The organism is Kitasatospora sp. NPDC058184, assembly GCF_042883725.1.
Taxonomy (GTDB): domain Bacteria; phylum Actinomycetota; class Actinomycetes; order Streptomycetales; family Streptomycetaceae; genus Kitasatospora.
Genome location: NZ_JBHVVE010000031.1, coordinates 75358 through 90018, shown reverse-complemented (window position 1 = coordinate 90018; position 14661 = coordinate 75358). Strand labels below are relative to the sequence as shown.

The following is a 14661-nucleotide window of genomic DNA, read 5'->3' as shown; positions in this document are numbered from 1 at the left end:
TCATTCGTTGTGGGGGGGGTGGGCGGGCCCGCCCGCCGGCGGGGGGGGGGGCCCCCCCCCCCCGGGGGGCCGCCCCCCCCCGCCGGATCGTGCGAGGGGGCTACTCCTTGCGGAGCATCGCGTCGACCACCCGGATGGAGGCCTTGCCGTCGTCCAGGTCGCAGTACGCCTCGCGGAACGCGGCGGCCCGGTCCGCGTACTCGGCCGCGACCTCGTCCACCCGGCCGAGCACGGAGAGGAGCTCCTCGGAGGTGGCCGGCATCGGGCCGGGCGCCTCGGCCTCGAAGTTCAGGCTGAAGCCGCGCAGGTTGTCGCGGTAGTGCTCCAGGTCGTAGGTGAAGAACACGATCGGCTTGCCGGTCGACGCGAAGTCGAACGCGCTCGCCGAGTAGTCGGTCACCAGGACGTCGGCGATCAGCAGCAGCTCCGCCATGTCGGGGTAGGTGCCGACGTCCCAGATGTAGCCGTTGCCGGCGCCCGGGATCTGGCCGCACATCAGGTGGTGCCGGCGCACCAGCAGCACCTGGTCGTCGCCGAGCGCGGCCTTGGCCGCCGCCAGGTCGATCCGCAGGTCGATCTGGTAGCCGTCCTGCGGCCGGCGCCGGTCCTCGCGCCAGGTCGGCGCGTAGAGCACGACCTTCTTGCCCTCGGGCAGGCCGAGCCGCTCCCGGACCTGCTCGGCGGTCTTCTCCCGGTCGGTCGCGAACAGCAGGTCGTTGCGGGGCGAACCGCTCTCCAGGATCTCGCCCTTGAAGTCGAAGGCGCGCCGCAGCACCGGGGCCGACCAGCGGTTGCCGGCCACCAGCAGGCTCCAGTTCGGGACTTCCCGGGCCAGGCTCCTGAGGTACTTGGAGTCGGTGAACCAGACCTTCTCGAAGTCGAAGCCGATCTGCTTCAGCGGAGTGCCGTGCCAGGTCTGGACGACCACCTGGTCGGGGCGGCGGACGAAGAAGTCGGGCAGGTGGGTGCTGGCCACGACGTACTTGGCGGTGGCCAGCGCCTCGTACCACTCCGGGCTGCGGTACCGGAGCGCGGTCGCGCTCTGCGGCAGCTCGGCCTGCATGTCGTCGTTGCCCCACAGGTGCTCCAGCGGCAGGCCGCGGCGGACCAGCTCCTCGTGCACCGCCCGGGGCGAACCGGAGTACGTGCCGTACTTGCCGGTGTGGTACAGCACCGTGTCGCGCACCGGCAGCCGGCGGGCGGCCGGGTAGTCCACGCTCTGCAGCTGGCGCTGGCGGTAGCGGGCCCCCTCCTCGGGCAGCAGCACCGAGTGCGACTCCAACGACAGGGCGTCGTGGTCGCGGCGCTCCAGCAGTATCCGCTTGCCGCGGGACTCCACCTCGACCGGCAGGACGTCGAAGCAGTCCGGGGTCACCAGCGCGGCGGCGTCCGGCAGTTCGGGCACCGGCACGCCGACCGGGCGGAAGACGACGTTCCAGGTGCCCCGGGAGAGCGGCACCCGGCCGGCGAAGGAGGCCGTCGGCACGGCGGGCAGCGCGGTGCGGAAGCGGCCGTCGGAGATCTCCACCGGGTAGGCGTGCTCCTCCTCGCGCCACTCGTGACGGACCACCAGCTCCCAGCGGTGCGCGCCGGGCAGCGGGAACGAGCCGCTCAGCAGGAAGCCGTCGGCGCCGCGCGAGGACACCTCGTCCACCAGCGGCTGGAGCACCTGGTCGGTGAACTGGAGGTGCCCGTGGGGGGAGGGCTTGGAGTAGAGCGCCCGGCGCTCGGCGACCGGGGCCTGCGGGTTCAGCGCCAGGTGCAGCTGCTCGGGCGCGTTGCGGTCGTCCCAGGCCAGCTGGACGGTGCTGCCGTCGGCCAGCAGCAGCGCGCCGTCCCAGTGGTCGCGGCTGCGCTCGGCGGCCACCGGGTCCAGCTCGGCCCAGGCCTCGCGGACGGCGGTCAGCTCGGCGATCGGGAAGGCCGCGGTGAACGGCTGGAGCGAGCCGACCGGAGCGCCCAGCTCCAGCGGGAAGGTCAGGTGGCGGTCCGACTCGGTGTGGGTGAGCCGCAGCCGCGCCCCGGCGAAGCTCGGGCCGGAGCGGGCCGCGCCCGAGACCTCCAGCCGGTCGCCGTGGGCGGCCAGGCCGGTCACCCGGGCCTTGACCGTCTCCACCCGGAGGTAGACGAAGTTGTCCCGGATCCACGGCACGATCCGCACGTCCGGCTCGACCCAGTGCGACGGGAGGTACAGCGCGCTGTCGCTCCACCCGGCCGAGATCCGGCCCTTGTAGACCCCGCCCTTGCCCGCGCCGGCCACCAGGAGACGCCAGTTGCCGTCCTTCCACTGGCCGCGGTGCTTCAGCTTCTTCGGGTCTATGGCCACGGTGAAGCCGGACCAGTCGCAGCTGTACAGGTCGTGGTGGCAGCTCGCGGTGGCCTCGGGACTGTACGTCGTCCGCATCGGCACCGCGATGACCCGGCGGCCCTTGGCCTCGCGCAGCACCAGGGTGCGGACCATGTCGTGCTTGCCGGCCGCGCCCAGTTGCTCCGGGTACGCGTGCCCGGTCAGCCGGAGCTTCCCGTCCTCCCAGGTGCTGCGGTACAGCCGGCTGCGGATCACCAGCGAGTTGTCCAGCTTGAGCACCCCGGCCGGCACGCTCTTGCGCCCGCCGCGCAGGAACGGGTAGTCGGCGTACGGGCGCAGCAGGCCGCGGGCCTGGACGCCGCCGCCGCTCTCGCGCTCGTACGTGATCTGCTCGACCAGCTCGTCCATCCGGCCGGACAGGGTCAGGTGGTACTTCAGCCGCAGCGGTGCGCGCAGCCGGGCGACGTGCTCGGCGCCGATCGACCGGAGCAGCCGGCCGACGTGCTGGAGGTAGGCGTCCCGGTACTCCTTGTCCCCTTCGACGAGGGACGAGAAGAACATCGGGATCTCCTCGACGAGGGTGTTCTCGTCGTAGGAGCGCAGGTACTCGGCGAAGCGCGGCTCGGTCTGCTTCGTCAGCCAGGCGCGGACCAGCTCGACCGAGGCGACCCGGTCGATCAGGCCCCTGGGGTTGGTGCGCATCTGCGTGATCGACATCTCGCCGACCTCGCGCTCGCGCCAGTGGTAGATCGGCTCGGAGAGCACGTCCACGCTCTTGGCCAGGTAGTGGTGCGGCACGCTGACCGGCGCGTCCTCGTAGAGGATGCCCTCGGGGTAGAGCAGGCCGGCCGCGTCGAAGAACGAGCGGCGGTACACCTTGTTCCACGCGGTGCGGTCGGTGACCAGCGCCGGGATCTCGGTGATGTGGGTCTTGAGCCTGGTCTCCTTGAACGGCTTCAGGTGGCCGCCGGACTGGTAGTAGCCCACGGCGCGGAAGCGCAGCACGTTGCCGGTGCAGAAGTCCGAGCCGGTCTCGTCCAGCGTGTTGATCATCAGCTCGTACGCGCTCGGCGGCATCGAGTCGTCGCTGTCCACGAAGCACAGGAACTCGGAGTCCGGGTCGATGTGCCGGATGCCGGTGTTGCGGGCCGCGCCGAGGCCCTTGTTCACCTGCCGGACCAGCCGGAACCGGGAGTCCTGGGCCGCGTACGCCTCGGCGAGCGCCGCGCTGCCGTCCTTCGAACCGTCGTCGACCATGACGCACTCGAAGTCCGTGAAGGTCTGGGCGGCGATCGAGTCGAGGCATTCGACGAGGTAGCGCTCGACGTTGTAGATCGGGACGACGATGGAGAGGCGGGGAGCCATCGGCTACGCAGGCCTTTCTCTGGAGGAGCGTGGCAGCCCGTACGGGGTCTGACCGCACTTGGATCGGTGCGTACGTGCGCCCCCGATCCTACCTCCGGGGACCTCGCCCACCCGGGGACCACTACGCTGGGTCCGTGTCCCGTTTCAGCGTGATCGTCCCCGTGTACCAGGTCCAGGACTACCTCGCCGAGTGCCTCGATTCGGTGCTCGGCCAGGACGGCCCGGACGTCGAACTGATCGCGGTGGACGACCGCTCCCCGGACGGCTGCGGCGCGATCCTGGACGGGGCCGCCGCCGCCGACGCCCGGGTCCGGGTGCTGCACCTGCCGGAGAACGTCGGCCTCGGCCGGGCCCGCAACGCCGGCCTGGAGGTCGCCACCGGGGACTACGTGGTCTTCCTCGACAGCGACGACACGCTGACCCCCGGATTGCTGAAGAGCATCGACGAGCGGCTCACCGCCACGGGTGACCCGGACATCCTGGTTTACGACTACGCCCGCACCTACGCCGACGGCCGGATCACCCGGGCCGCCTCCGCGCACGTCTTCGGCGCCGCCTCCCCGGACGTCTTCGACCTCGACGCCCGCCCCGACCTGCTCGACCTGCTCCAGGTCGTCTGGAACAAGGCCTACCGCCGTGATTTCATCACCGAGCAGCGGCTGGTCTTCCCGGCCGGCTACTACGAGGACACCCCCTGGACGTACCCGGCGCTGCTCGCCGCCGCCCGGATCACCCTGCTCGACCAGGTCGGCGTGCACTACCGCCAGCGCCAGGAGGGCGGCAACATCCTGGCCACCGCCAGCCGCAAGCACTTCGACGTGTTCGCCCAGTACGACCTGGTCTTCGCCTTCCTCGACGGCCGCCCCGACCTGGACCGCTGGCGCCCGGTCGTCTACGGCCGGATGCTGCACCACCTCAACACCGTGGTCTCCAAGCCCGGCCGGGTCCCGCCCGGCGACCGCCGCGAGTACTTCCGCCGGGCCGCCGAGCACTGCGCCCGGCTGCGGCCGGCCGGCTACCGGCCGCCGGCCGGCGTGGACGGCGTGCGCACCGAGCTGCTCAGCCACGGCCGCTACGGGGCCTACCAGGCCGTCCGGGCCCTCGCCAAGGCCCGGCGACTCGTCAAGCGCTGAGCGCGAACTGACGCCCGTTCGGGGGACGGACCGGCTATAACCGGTAGGTGGACTTCCTGACCCGCCTGCCGGTCGTCGGCCCGCTCGTGGCCCGGGTGCTGCGCAGCCGCCCGTACCGGGTGTACGAGTACTTCTCCGCCGCCCGGGGCAACCGGCTGGCCGGCGCCGTCACCTTCTTCGGCTTCCTCGCGCTCTTCCCGCTGCTCACGGTGGGCCTGGCGGTCGCCGCCGCGACGCTGAGCGACAGCCGAGTCCACGAGCTGCAGGAGCACATCTCCGACCAGCTGCCGGGGCTCTCGGACGCGCTCAACCTGCCCGCCCTGGTGGCCAACGCGGGCACCGTCGGGCTGGTCGGCGGGGCGCTGCTGCTGGTCTCCGGCCTCGGCTGGGTGGACACCATGCGCACCTCGATCCGCGACCTGTGGCAGCTGCCCCAGGAGGAGGGCAACCCGGTCCTGCGCAAGGGGTGGGACGTGGCGGTGCTGGCCGGCCTCGGCCTGGTGTCGCTGTTCTCGCTGGCCACCTCCGCCGCCGGCACCACGCTCGCCGGCCGGATCGCCGACGCGATCGGCCTCAACAGCGGGTACCTGCTGACCGCGGTCGGCGTGCTGATCGCCATAGCGTGCGACATGCTGCTCTTCGCCTACCTGCTGGCGCCCTTCCCCGGGATCACCGACCAGCGCCGGCGGGACCTGGTGCAGGCCGCGCTGATCGGCTCGGTCGGCTTCGAACTGCTGAAGCTGCTGCTCGCCTCCTACCTGGGCTCGGTCGCCGGACGGAGCCTGTACGGGGCGTTCGCCACCCCGGTGGCGCTGCTGCTGTGGATCAACTTCGTCTCCCGGCTGCTGATGTACTGCGTGGCCTGGACGGCGACGGCCGACCCGGTGGCCGCCCGGGACCGGACCAGGGCGCACGGGCGGGCGCTGCTGGAGGCGGCCGACGAGGCGGAGGCGGCGGCGGAGGCGGACGCGGCGGAGCGGGCCGCCCGGGCCGAGCAGCGGAAGAAGGAGAAGGAGAAGGAGAACGGGGAGGGCGAGGACGAGGGCGAGGAGAGGGCCCGGCCCCGGGACTGAGGCCGAGCCCTCCCACCCGTCGGCGGGTCAGCCGGCGGAGCGGCGCCGCAGCAGCACCAGCGAGCCGTACCCGGCCGCGGCCCCGGCCAGCACCACGGCCGACCAGCCGCCGAGGCCGAGCCCGCCGCGCGTGCCCATCGCCGCCGTCGGGGCGGTGGTGGGCGCGGGGTGCGGCGGCGGTGCGGGCGTGCCCTCGGCGCCGCCGGCCTGGCCGGTCGGCTCGGCGCCGGCGGGCGGGAGCTCGTCGACCAGCCTGCCGACCGGCTGGACCTTGCCGGCCGCGGCGAAGCCCCAGTCCAGCAGGGCGGCCGTCTCGTCGTACACCCGCTGGTAGCTGGCCGGGTGCATCACCGTCACCAGGAGGGTGCGGCCGTCGCGCTCGGCGGCGCCGACGAAGGTCGAGCCGGCGTTGGTGGTGGTGCCGTTCTTCACCCCGATCAGGCCGGGGTACTTGCCCAGCAGCCGGTCGGTGTTGGCGATCCCGAAGCTGCCGCGCTGGCCGGTGTTCCGGTCGACGGCGCCCGGGAACATCGCGTCCCGGGTGGCGCAGTACGTCCGGAAGTCCGCGTTGCGCAGGCCGGCCCGGGCGAACAGCGACAGGTCGTAGGCCGAGGAGACCTGGCCGTCCATGTCGTAGCCGTCCGGGGAGATCACCCTGGTGTCCCGGGCCTGGAGCGCGTCGGCGCGCGCCTGCATCTCGGTGACGGTCTGCTGGACGCCGCCGTTCATGTGCGACAGGACGTGCACCGCGTCGTTGCCGGAGCTCAGGAACACCCCGCGCCACAGGTCCTCGACCCGGTAGTCCAGGTTCTCCTTGATGCCGACCAGGCTGCTGCCGGGGCCGATCCCCTGGATCTCCTCGTCGGCCACCCGGTGCACCGCGTTGCGGTCGAACTTGGGCAGCACGGTGTCCGCGAAGAGGATCTTCAGGGTGCTCGCCGGGGGCAGCCGCAGGTGCGGGTTGCTGGCCGCCAGCACGTCGCCCGACGCCGCGTCGGAGACTATCCAGGACTGGCCGGTGAGGTCGGAGGGCAGCGGCGGGGCACCCGCCATCGGGGCGACCTGGACCCCGGGGAGCCCGAGCCGCTCGCCGCCGACCGCGGCCGACGGGGGCGGCTGCTGCGGGGTCGCGCCCGCCGGGGCGGCGAGCAGGACCGGGAGGGCCGCGGTGACCGCGGCGCACAGGCGCGCGAACGTGAGTCGGGGTGTGGGCACCAGCTGACCGTACCCACTCGGGGCTCCCGCTGCCCTCCCCCCGGAGCCCGTCCTCCGCAGGAGGGGCCCGCCGTACGCCGATCGGCGGCCCGCGCATACTGGGGACGCACACCGCCTTCACAAGCCGAGGACCCCCATGAAGCTCAGCCGTCGCACCTCCTGGTTCCTGACCGCCTTCGGGGTCTGGTCGATCATCATCTGGACGACCTTCGTGAAGAACCTCTGGAAGGACTCCGGCGGCCAGGCCTTCACCAACGGCGACCACTCCCAGCCCACCGCCTTCTTCTGGGTCCACCTCCTCCTCGCCGTCACCTCCTTCGCCCTCGGCATCGCGGTCGGCGCCATCGGCCTGCGCGGCCTGCGCGCCACCCGCCGCACCCCGGCCACCGACTGAAAATCCCCGTTGCCTCGGTCGGACCCCACTGGCAAGATCCTCACGGCTCGCACAGAAGAGCTACAGGACGACACCAGGGGTGGGGATTCGATGAGGAACACGTACGTGCGCAGACTCGGCGGGGTGGCCGCGGCCGCCGTGGCCGCGGGTCTGCTGACCACGCCCACGGCGGCCGTGGCCGACACGGCGCCGGCCGTCCTCGGCACCAGCCAGGGTGGCGACTACCGCAGCGAGGCCTGCGACTCGACCACCGCTCCGGGCTGGGTCGGCTGGACCAACTACGGCCCGACGCTCACCGCGAACGTCGCCGGCACCGGCGCCCGGTTCGCCGTCAGGGACGAGACCACGGGCACCGACCCGGTGTTCACCGACGAGGCCCAGGCCTACGCCCAGCAGGCCAAGACCGTGGTCCGCGGTCTGGTGGACGGGCACAGCTACGCCTGGCACGCCTGGGCCCTCCAGGGTCAGCAGGCCTCCGCCCCGTCGGCGGACTGCCGCTTCACGCTGGACACCACCCCGCCGACCGCCACGGTCTCCTCGCCGGACTTCCCGGACGGCGGTCCAGCCACCAAGTACGCGGGCCAGAAGGCGACCTTCGTCATCAAGACCGCCGACCAGGCCCCGACCGGTGGCGCGGGCTCCGGCGTCGCCTGTGTCCGGTACGGCTTCGACTACCTCGGCGTGGGCGGCTGCGACTCGCGGAACGCGGTCAAGCCGGCCGCCGACGGGACGGTGACGCTCGACCTCAAGGTCCTGAGGTGGGGCACCAACACGCTCAACGTCCAGGTGCTGGACAACGTGAGCAACGTCGCCAACGCGTCCTTCACCTTCTACGCCCCCTCGAACCCCAACCCGCCGAAGACCTTCGGCGACGTCGACGGGGACGGTGTTGCGGACATCCTGCTGCCCGACGCGCAGGGCAATCTGCAGTACATCGGCGTGAACGCGTCCGACACCACTCCCAACGCGACGATCCGGGCGCTCGCCTCGCCCGATCACAACGGCTGGGCGTCGTACCAGGTCATCCACCGCGGCTGGTCGAACGACCACGCGCCGTCCTCGGACGACCTCTTCCTCTACCAGCCCGGGTCGGACTACCTCTACCTGTACCGGAACTCCGACTACGGATCGTTCTCCGGGAGCATGATCGGCGCCAGGCGTCCGAGCACCTGCGTAGACGGGGCGGGCGCGCAGACGGCGTGCCCGGCGGACTTCGCCGACGACTGGTCGAAGGCGGAGCAGATCGTCGCGTTCGGCCCGGCGGCCGGCGGCTTCGGTCCGTCGCTGGTGACGCTGGAGGACGGCAACCTCTGGCTGCACGCCGGAGGCGACTTCGCGTACGGCTGGGCGAAGGCCCGCAAGCTCACCACCACCGGCGACTGGGCCGGCTACGACCTGATCGCCCCCGGTCCGGACGCGGCCGGGAACCTCGCCCTCTGGGCGCGCGACCGGGCCACCGGCGAGCTGCACGCGTACCCGGTCCCGAAGCAGGCCGACGGCAGCTTCGACTACTCCGCCCTCGCCGACCCGAAGGCGGACGTCGTGGCCACCGGCTTCACCACCGCCGCCTACCCGACGCTCGGCAGCTCGGGCGACGGTGACGGGGACGGCAAGCCCGACCTGTGGGCCGTCACCCCCGACCGGCACCTGGTGACCTTCAGCGGCTGGTCCGCGCCGAAGGACCTCGGCGCCCTGCGCTGACCCGGCACGACGGAACGGCGAAGGCCCCCGCCCGATCCGAGGATCGGGCGGGGGCCTCCGGTGTGGCGGGTGGGATCAGAAGCGGCGGGTCACCAGGGCCCGCTTCACTTCCTGGATCGCCTTGGTGACCTCGATGCCGCGCGGGCAGGCCTCCGAGCAGTTGAAGGTGGTGCGGCAGCGCCACACGCCCTCACGGTCGTTGAGGATCTCCAGGCGCTGCTCGGCACCCTCGTCGCGCGAGTCGAAGATGAAGCGGTGCGCGTTGACGATGGCGGCCGGGCCGAAGTACTGGCCGTCGTTCCAGAACACCGGGCAGGACGACGTGCACGCGGCGCACAGGATGCACTTGGTGGTGTCGTCGAAGCGCTCGCGGTCCTCGGCGGACTGCAGGCGCTCGCGGGTCGGCTCGTTCCCCTTGGTGATGAGGAACGGCATGACGTCCTTGTACGCCTGGAAGAACGGGTCCATGTCCACGACCAGGTCCTTGAGGACCGTGAGGCCCTTGATGGCCTCGATCGTGATCGGCTTCTCCGGGTTGACGTCCTTGATCAGGGTCTTGCACGCCAGCCGGTTGCGGCCGTTGATCCGCATGGCGTCGGAGCCGCAGATGCCGTGGGCGCAGGAACGGCGGTAGGTGAGGGTGCCGTCCTGCTCCCACTTGATCTTGTTGAGCGCGTCGAGGATGCGCTCCTTCGGGTCCATCGTCAGCTGGTAGTCGACCCACACCGGGTCCGGGTGCTCCTCCGGGTTGAACCGGCGGATCCGGACGGTGACGGTGATCGGCTGGACGGCACCGGCTTCGACCGCGTCCAGAGCGGCCGAGTGCTTCTCCACGGTCGGAGTGCTCATCAGTACTTACGCTCCATCGGCTGGTAGCGGGTCGTGACGACCGGCTTGTAGTCGAGGCGGATGGAGGTGCTGCCGTCGGCGGCGACCTCCTGGTACGCCATGGTGTGCTGCATGAACTTCACGTCGTCACGGGTCGGGAAGTCCTCGCGGTAGTGGCCGCCGCGGGACTCCTCGCGGGCCAGCGCGGAGACGGCCAGCACCTCGGCCAGGTCGAGCAGGTTGCCCAGCTCGACGGCCTCCAGGAGGTCCGTGTTGTAGCGGAAGCCCTTGTCCTGGATGGAGACGTTCTTGTAGCGCTCCTTCAGCGCGGCGATGTCCTCGACCGCCTGCTTCAGGGTGGCGCCGGTGCGGTACACCATGGCGTTGGTGTCCATGGTCTCCTGCAGCTCCTTGCGGATCTGCCCCACGGACTCGGTGCCGGTGCCCTCGCGCAGGCCGTCGACCAGGGCCTGGACCTTCTCGGCCGGGTTCTCGGGCAGCTCGACGAAGCCGTTCGCGTTGGCGTAGTCGGCGGCGGCGATGCCCGCGCGGCGGCCGAACACGTTGATGTCCAGCAGCGAGTTGGTGCCCAGGCGGTTGGCGCCGTGCACGGACACGCAGGCGACCTCGCCGGCCGCGTACAGGCCCGGGACGATGTCGGTGTTGTTGCGCAGGACCTCACCCTCGACGTTGGTCGGGATGCCGCCCATGGCGTAGTGCGCGGTGGGCTGGATCGGGATCGGGTCCGTGTAGGGCTCGATGCCGAGGTAGGTGCGCGCGAACTCGGTGATGTCCGGCAGCTTGGCGTCCAGCTGCTCCGGCGGCAGGTGGGTCAGGTCCAGGTAGACGTGGTCGCCGTCCGGACCGCAGCCGCGGCCTTCGCGGATCTCGGTGTAGATCGCGCGGGAGCAGACGTCACGGGACGCGAGGTCCTTCATGACGGGGGCGTAGCGCTCCATGAAGCGCTCGCCGTCCTTGTTGCGCAGGATGCCGCCCTCGCCGCGGGCGCCCTCGGTGAGCAGGATGCCCATGCGCCAGATGCCCGTCGGGTGGAACTGGAAGAACTCCATGTCCTCCAGCGGCAGGCCGCGGCGGTAGACCAGGGCCTGGCCGTCACCGGTGAGGGTGTGGGCGTTGGAGGAGACCTTGAAGAACTTGCCGGTGCCGCCGGAGGCGAACACGACCGACTTGGCCTGGAAGACGTGGATCTCGCCGGTGGCCAGCTCGTACGCGACGACGCCGGCCGTCTTGCCCTCGTTGATCAGCAGGTCGAGGACGTAGTACTCGTTGAAGAACTCGACGCCGTGCTTGACGCAGTTCTGGAACAGCGTCTGGAGGATCATGTGGCCGGTGCGGTCGGCCGCGTAGCACGAGCGGCGGACCGGGGCCTCGCCGTGGTTGCGGGAGTGGCCGCCGAAGCGGCGCTGGTCGATCCGGCCCTGCTCGGTGCGGGAGAAGGGAAGGCCCATCTTCTCCAGGTCGAGGACGGCGTCGATGGCCTCCTTGCACATGATCTCGGCGGCGTCCTGGTCGACCAGGTAGTCACCACCCTTGACCGTGTCGAAGGTGTGCCACTCCCAGTTGTCCTCCTCGACGTTGGCCAGGGCGGCGCACATGCCGCCCTGGGCCGCGCCGGTGTGGGACCGGGTCGGGTAGAGCTTGGTCAGGACGGCGGTGCGGCTGCGCTGCGTCGACTCGATGGCCGCGCGCATGCCGGCGCCGCCGGCGCCGACGATGACGGTGTCGTACTGGTGAATCTGCATGGGGGGTTAACTCGCCTCTGGCCTCTGCCGATGGTCGATGGTGCTCGCGGCTCAGATGTTGGGGTCGAAGGTGAAGATCACCAGGGTGCCGAGCAGCACGGTGAAGACCGTGGCGGTACCCATGAGCCCCTTGAGCCAGAGCCGGGTCGAGTCCTTCTCGGCATAGTCGTTGATGACCTGACGCATGCCGTTGGCGCCGTGCAGCATGGCGAGCCAGAGCATCAGGAGGTCCCAGCCCTGCCAGAACGGCGAGGCCCAGCGGCCGGCCACGAAGGCGAAGCCGATCTTGGAGACGCCGCCGTCGAGCACCAGCATGATCAGCAGGTGGCCGAGGATCAGCACGACCAGAACGACACCGGACAGGCGCATGAAGAGCCAGGCCAGCATCTCGAAGTTGGTGCGGGTGCGACGCGGGGTCTTCGTGGTCCGCTTGCGCGGAGGCTCGATGACGAACGCGTCGGCCGGGTTGCCGGTGCCCAGTCCCTTGCCGGTGTGCGCCTGCTTCGAGGGGACGACGATGGCGTCGGAGTATTCCGTGGACATGTCTCGGCTCACTTCCCGAACCAGGAGATCAGCGTGTGCTGGAGGATCCCGTAGAAGGAACCGGCCATCAGGACGACCCAGACGCCGACGACGCTCCAGAGCATCTGCTTCTGGTACTTCGGGCCCTTCGACCAGAAGTCCACTGCGACGACGCGCAGGCCGTTCAGGGCGTGGAACAGGATGGCGGCCACCAGGCCGTACTCCATCAGGTTCACGAGCGGAGTCTTGTACGTCTGGATGACGGTGTCGTAGGACTCCGGCGACACTCGCACGAGGGCGGTGTCGAGGACGTGGGCGAACAGGAAGAAGAAGATGAGGACGCCGGTGACTCGATGAGCCACCCAGCTCCACATGCCTTCCCGGCCGCGGTACAGCGTTCCAGCCGGCACGGAAAAACCCTCCGGAAGCGATTGGGGGCTCGGCCGGCTTCGGTGTCGGTCAGCCCGGCCGGGTACGGTCCACCGGCCGCCAGCATCCTATCGACGCCTTGTCGTGAACCGCCTCCGGGGGCCCCAGGTGTGATCAATCAGGCACTTCTGGCCTAGTGGGGCGGGAACCAAACCCGGAGTCATCACGATGGGTGACGGCATGCTCGCGCCCCGCGTCGGTGGGCGCGGGGCGCGGCGGTCGGATCCGGTGGCGGGGTCGGTTCACTCGTCCGGGCGGTTTCGTGATCGTTGTCACCCGGCAGGGTGAAGAGGGGGCGTGATGCGGGCTCAGCGCGCCGCGGTCTCCGGGTGGGTGGCGACCAGGTGCTCCAGTCGGGTGAGGGCGATCCGGCGGAGTTCGTCGGACGCGATCAGCCGCTCCTCGTCCGGGTCGTTGGCGAGGCGGGTGCGGATCGAGGAGAGCACGGTGTCGAGCATCTCCTCCGGGGCGACCCCTTCCAGGCAGACCACGAAGACGTGGCCGAACCGGGCCTCGTACGCGGCGTGCGCCGCCCGCAGCGCGGTGTGGGCGGCCTGGCTGCCGGGAGCCCGCATGCCGAGCAGGGGCTGCGGCATCCAGCTCTCGTCCGCCAGGGCCTCGGTGAGGTCGGCCGGTCGGAGGTCGTAGGAGGCCTCGCTGGCGGCGGCCAGCAGGGACTCGATGTCGGGGTAGGGCCGGTGCGCGGTCAGGCGCAGGGCCCAGCGGTGGCTGCCGCAGCAGGCCAGGAGGGCCTCCTCGGCGGCGCCGGCGTCGGCTTCGTTGAAGCGGTGCAGCCCGAGGAGGGTCGGCTCTGTTCTGACGTCGAGCCGCTGTGACGGGATGTCGCTGGCCAGCGGGTCCTCCTCGTGAGGGCGGGAAGGTGCCGGTGGAACGGGGTGGTGCGCAGGTGGGATGGGGGCTGCCGAGGGGCGCGCGAGCGCCGGTCGTTCAGCGCCTCAAAGGTAGTTGAGCGGTCATCAGTTGGGGAGGGCGCGCGCCGAATTCATCCGGACGAGCTATCAAGTTGTGACGTTGACACCTGCACGTCAGCGCCCTCCCCGCCCGTTCCCGGGCTCAGTCGCGGTGGACCTTGTGGTTGGCGGCCTGCGCCCTCGGCCGGACCACCAGCAGGTCGATGTTCACGTGCGAGGGCCGGGTGACCGCCCACGCCACGGTGTCCGCGATGTCCTCCGAGGTGAGCGGTTCGGCCACGCCCGCGTACACCGCGGCGGCCTTCTCCTCGTCGCCGCGGAAGCGGGTGACCGCGAAGCCCTCGGACTTCACCATGCCGGGGGCGATCTCGATCACCCGGATCGGCTCCCCGCACAGCTCCAGCCGCAGCGTGGCGGCGATGGTGTGCGCGGCGTGCTTGGCGGCGACGTACCCGCCGCCGCCCTCGTACGCGGCCAGCGCGGCGGTCGAGGAGAGCACCAGGACCGTGCCGTCGCCGGTCGCCCGCAGGGCCGGCAGCAGGGCCTGGGTCACCTGCAGCACGCCGAGCACGTTCACCTCGTACATGGCCCGCCAGTCGGCCGGGTCGCCGTGCTCGACGGTCTCGGCGCCGATCGCGCCGCCGGCGTTGTTCACCAGGACGTCCACCCGGCCGACGGCGGCCGCGAAGGCGTCCACCGCGGCCCGGTCGGTGACGTCCAGGGTGACGGCCCGGGCGGAGCCGCCCCGGTCGGCGATCTCCTTGGCCAGCGCCTCGACGCGCTCGGTGCGGCGGGCGGTCAGCACCACGTCGAAGCCCTCGGCGGCCAGCCGGCGGGCGGTCGCCGCGCCGATTCCGCTGCTGGCACCGGTGACCACGGCCACCTTCTGCTCGGTCATTGCCACTCCCTGGGGCTCGTCGGTCGTTCACCCGATCATCTCAACCGCGCCGGCGCTCCGGCGGGCCGGTCGCCTCCCGCACGGCGGGGAGCCCGATAGT

General features: G+C 71.4%; 12 protein-coding genes. 4 read left to right on the top strand and 8 right to left on the bottom strand.

The genetic code is table 11. From position 1 onward, the window contains the following. Nucleotides 1-100 precede the first annotated feature (100 nt). Nucleotides 101-3673, bottom strand: a complete 3573-nt coding sequence (locus tag ACFVXH_RS37390; RefSeq protein WP_387830579.1) for a CDP-glycerol glycerophosphotransferase family protein — start codon at nucleotides 3671-3673, stop codon at nucleotides 101-103. Nucleotides 3674-3807: 134 nt separating this feature from the next. On the opposite strand from ACFVXH_RS37390, the gene ACFVXH_RS37385 reads away from it, so the two are divergent. Next, nucleotides 3808-4806 (top strand): glycosyltransferase family 2 protein, encoded by a 999-nt coding sequence (locus tag ACFVXH_RS37385; protein WP_117488177.1) that lies wholly within the window; start codon nucleotides 3808-3810, stop codon nucleotides 4804-4806. 47 nt (nucleotides 4807-4853) lie between these two features. Next, nucleotides 4854-5879, top strand: a complete 1026-nt coding sequence (locus ACFVXH_RS37380) for a YihY/virulence factor BrkB family protein (protein ID WP_387830577.1) — start codon at nucleotides 4854-4856, stop codon at nucleotides 5877-5879. 27 nt (nucleotides 5880-5906) lie between these two features. Here the strand turns inward: ACFVXH_RS37380 and ACFVXH_RS37375 are convergent, their stop codons facing one another. After that, nucleotides 5907-7094 carry a D-alanyl-D-alanine carboxypeptidase family protein gene (locus ACFVXH_RS37375; protein ID WP_387830575.1) on the bottom strand — a complete coding sequence of 396 codons (1188 nt, stop codon included), beginning with the start codon at nucleotides 7092-7094 and terminating at the stop codon, nucleotides 5907-5909. Between the two features lie 136 nt (nucleotides 7095-7230). Here ACFVXH_RS37375 and ACFVXH_RS37370 point away from each other — a divergent pair, with 136 nt between their 5' ends. Beyond that, on the top strand, nucleotides 7231-7488 hold the full coding sequence (locus ACFVXH_RS37370) for an SCO4848 family membrane protein (RefSeq protein ID WP_049649180.1): 258 nt from the start codon (nucleotides 7231-7233) through the stop codon (nucleotides 7486-7488). A gap of 90 nt (nucleotides 7489-7578) precedes the next feature. Further along, a complete protein-coding gene (locus tag ACFVXH_RS37365) occupies nucleotides 7579-9189 on the top strand; it encodes a hypothetical protein (RefSeq protein ID WP_143204608.1) in 1611 nt (536 codons plus the stop codon). A gap of 75 nt (nucleotides 9190-9264) precedes the next feature. Here the strand turns inward: ACFVXH_RS37365 and ACFVXH_RS37360 are convergent, their stop codons facing one another. The 6 genes from ACFVXH_RS37360 to ACFVXH_RS37335 all read right to left on the bottom strand — a co-directional run bounded on the left by ACFVXH_RS37360 (nucleotide 9265) and on the right by ACFVXH_RS37335 (nucleotide 14561). Next, on the bottom strand, nucleotides 9265-10038 hold the full coding sequence (locus ACFVXH_RS37360; protein WP_049649181.1) for a succinate dehydrogenase iron-sulfur subunit: 774 nt from the start codon (nucleotides 10036-10038) through the stop codon (nucleotides 9265-9267). Then, nucleotides 10038-11780 (bottom strand): succinate dehydrogenase flavoprotein subunit, encoded by a 1743-nt coding sequence (gene sdhA / locus ACFVXH_RS37355; RefSeq protein ID WP_049649182.1) that lies wholly within the window; start codon nucleotides 11778-11780, stop codon nucleotides 10038-10040. The genes ACFVXH_RS37360 and sdhA overlap by 1 nt, the downstream gene beginning before the upstream one ends. Nucleotides 11781-11831: 51 nt before the next feature. Next, a complete protein-coding gene (gene sdhD / locus ACFVXH_RS37350) occupies nucleotides 11832-12323 on the bottom strand; it encodes a succinate dehydrogenase, hydrophobic membrane anchor protein (protein ID WP_049649183.1) in 492 nt (163 codons plus the stop codon). Nucleotides 12324-12331: 8 nt separating this feature from the next. After that, entirely contained in the window at nucleotides 12332-12712 is a 381-nt protein-coding gene (gene sdhC, locus ACFVXH_RS37345) for a succinate dehydrogenase, cytochrome b556 subunit (RefSeq protein WP_074003919.1), read from the bottom strand. 327 nt (nucleotides 12713-13039) lie between these two features. Further along, entirely contained in the window at nucleotides 13040-13477 is a 438-nt protein-coding gene (locus ACFVXH_RS37340) for a 2-oxo-4-hydroxy-4-carboxy-5-ureidoimidazoline decarboxylase (protein WP_369808249.1), read from the bottom strand. A 328-nt stretch (nucleotides 13478-13805) separates the two neighbouring features. After that, nucleotides 13806-14561: an SDR family oxidoreductase gene (locus ACFVXH_RS37335; RefSeq protein ID WP_387830571.1), complete on the bottom strand. Its 756-nt coding sequence runs from the start codon at nucleotides 14559-14561 to the stop codon at nucleotides 13806-13808. Between the last annotated feature and the right edge of the window lie 100 nt (nucleotides 14562-14661).

What these genes read in the sequence shown, in the direction of transcription:
- ACFVXH_RS37390 (WP_387830579.1), bottom strand. Translation starts at nt 3,673, where the DNA reads ATGGCTCCCCGCCTCTCCATCGTCGTCCCGATCTACAACGTCGAGCGC.
- ACFVXH_RS37370 (WP_049649180.1), top strand. Translation starts at nt 7,231, where the DNA reads ATGAAGCTCAGCCGTCGCACCTCCTGGTTCCTGACCGCCTTCGGGGTC.
- ACFVXH_RS37365 (WP_143204608.1), top strand. Translation starts at nt 7,579, where the DNA reads ATGAGGAACACGTACGTGCGCAGACTCGGCGGGGTGGCCGCGGCCGCC.
- ACFVXH_RS37360 (WP_049649181.1), bottom strand. Translation starts at nt 10,038, where the DNA reads ATGAGCACTCCGACCGTGGAGAAGCACTCGGCCGCTCTGGACGCGGTC.
- sdhA (WP_049649182.1), bottom strand. Translation starts at nt 11,780, where the DNA reads ATGCAGATTCACCAGTACGACACCGTCATCGTCGGCGCCGGCGGCGCC.
- sdhD (WP_049649183.1), bottom strand. Translation starts at nt 12,323, where the DNA reads ATGTCCACGGAATACTCCGACGCCATCGTCGTCCCCTCGAAGCAGGCG.
- ACFVXH_RS37335 (WP_387830571.1), bottom strand. Translation starts at nt 14,561, where the DNA reads ATGACCGAGCAGAAGGTGGCCGTGGTCACCGGTGCCAGCAGCGGAATC.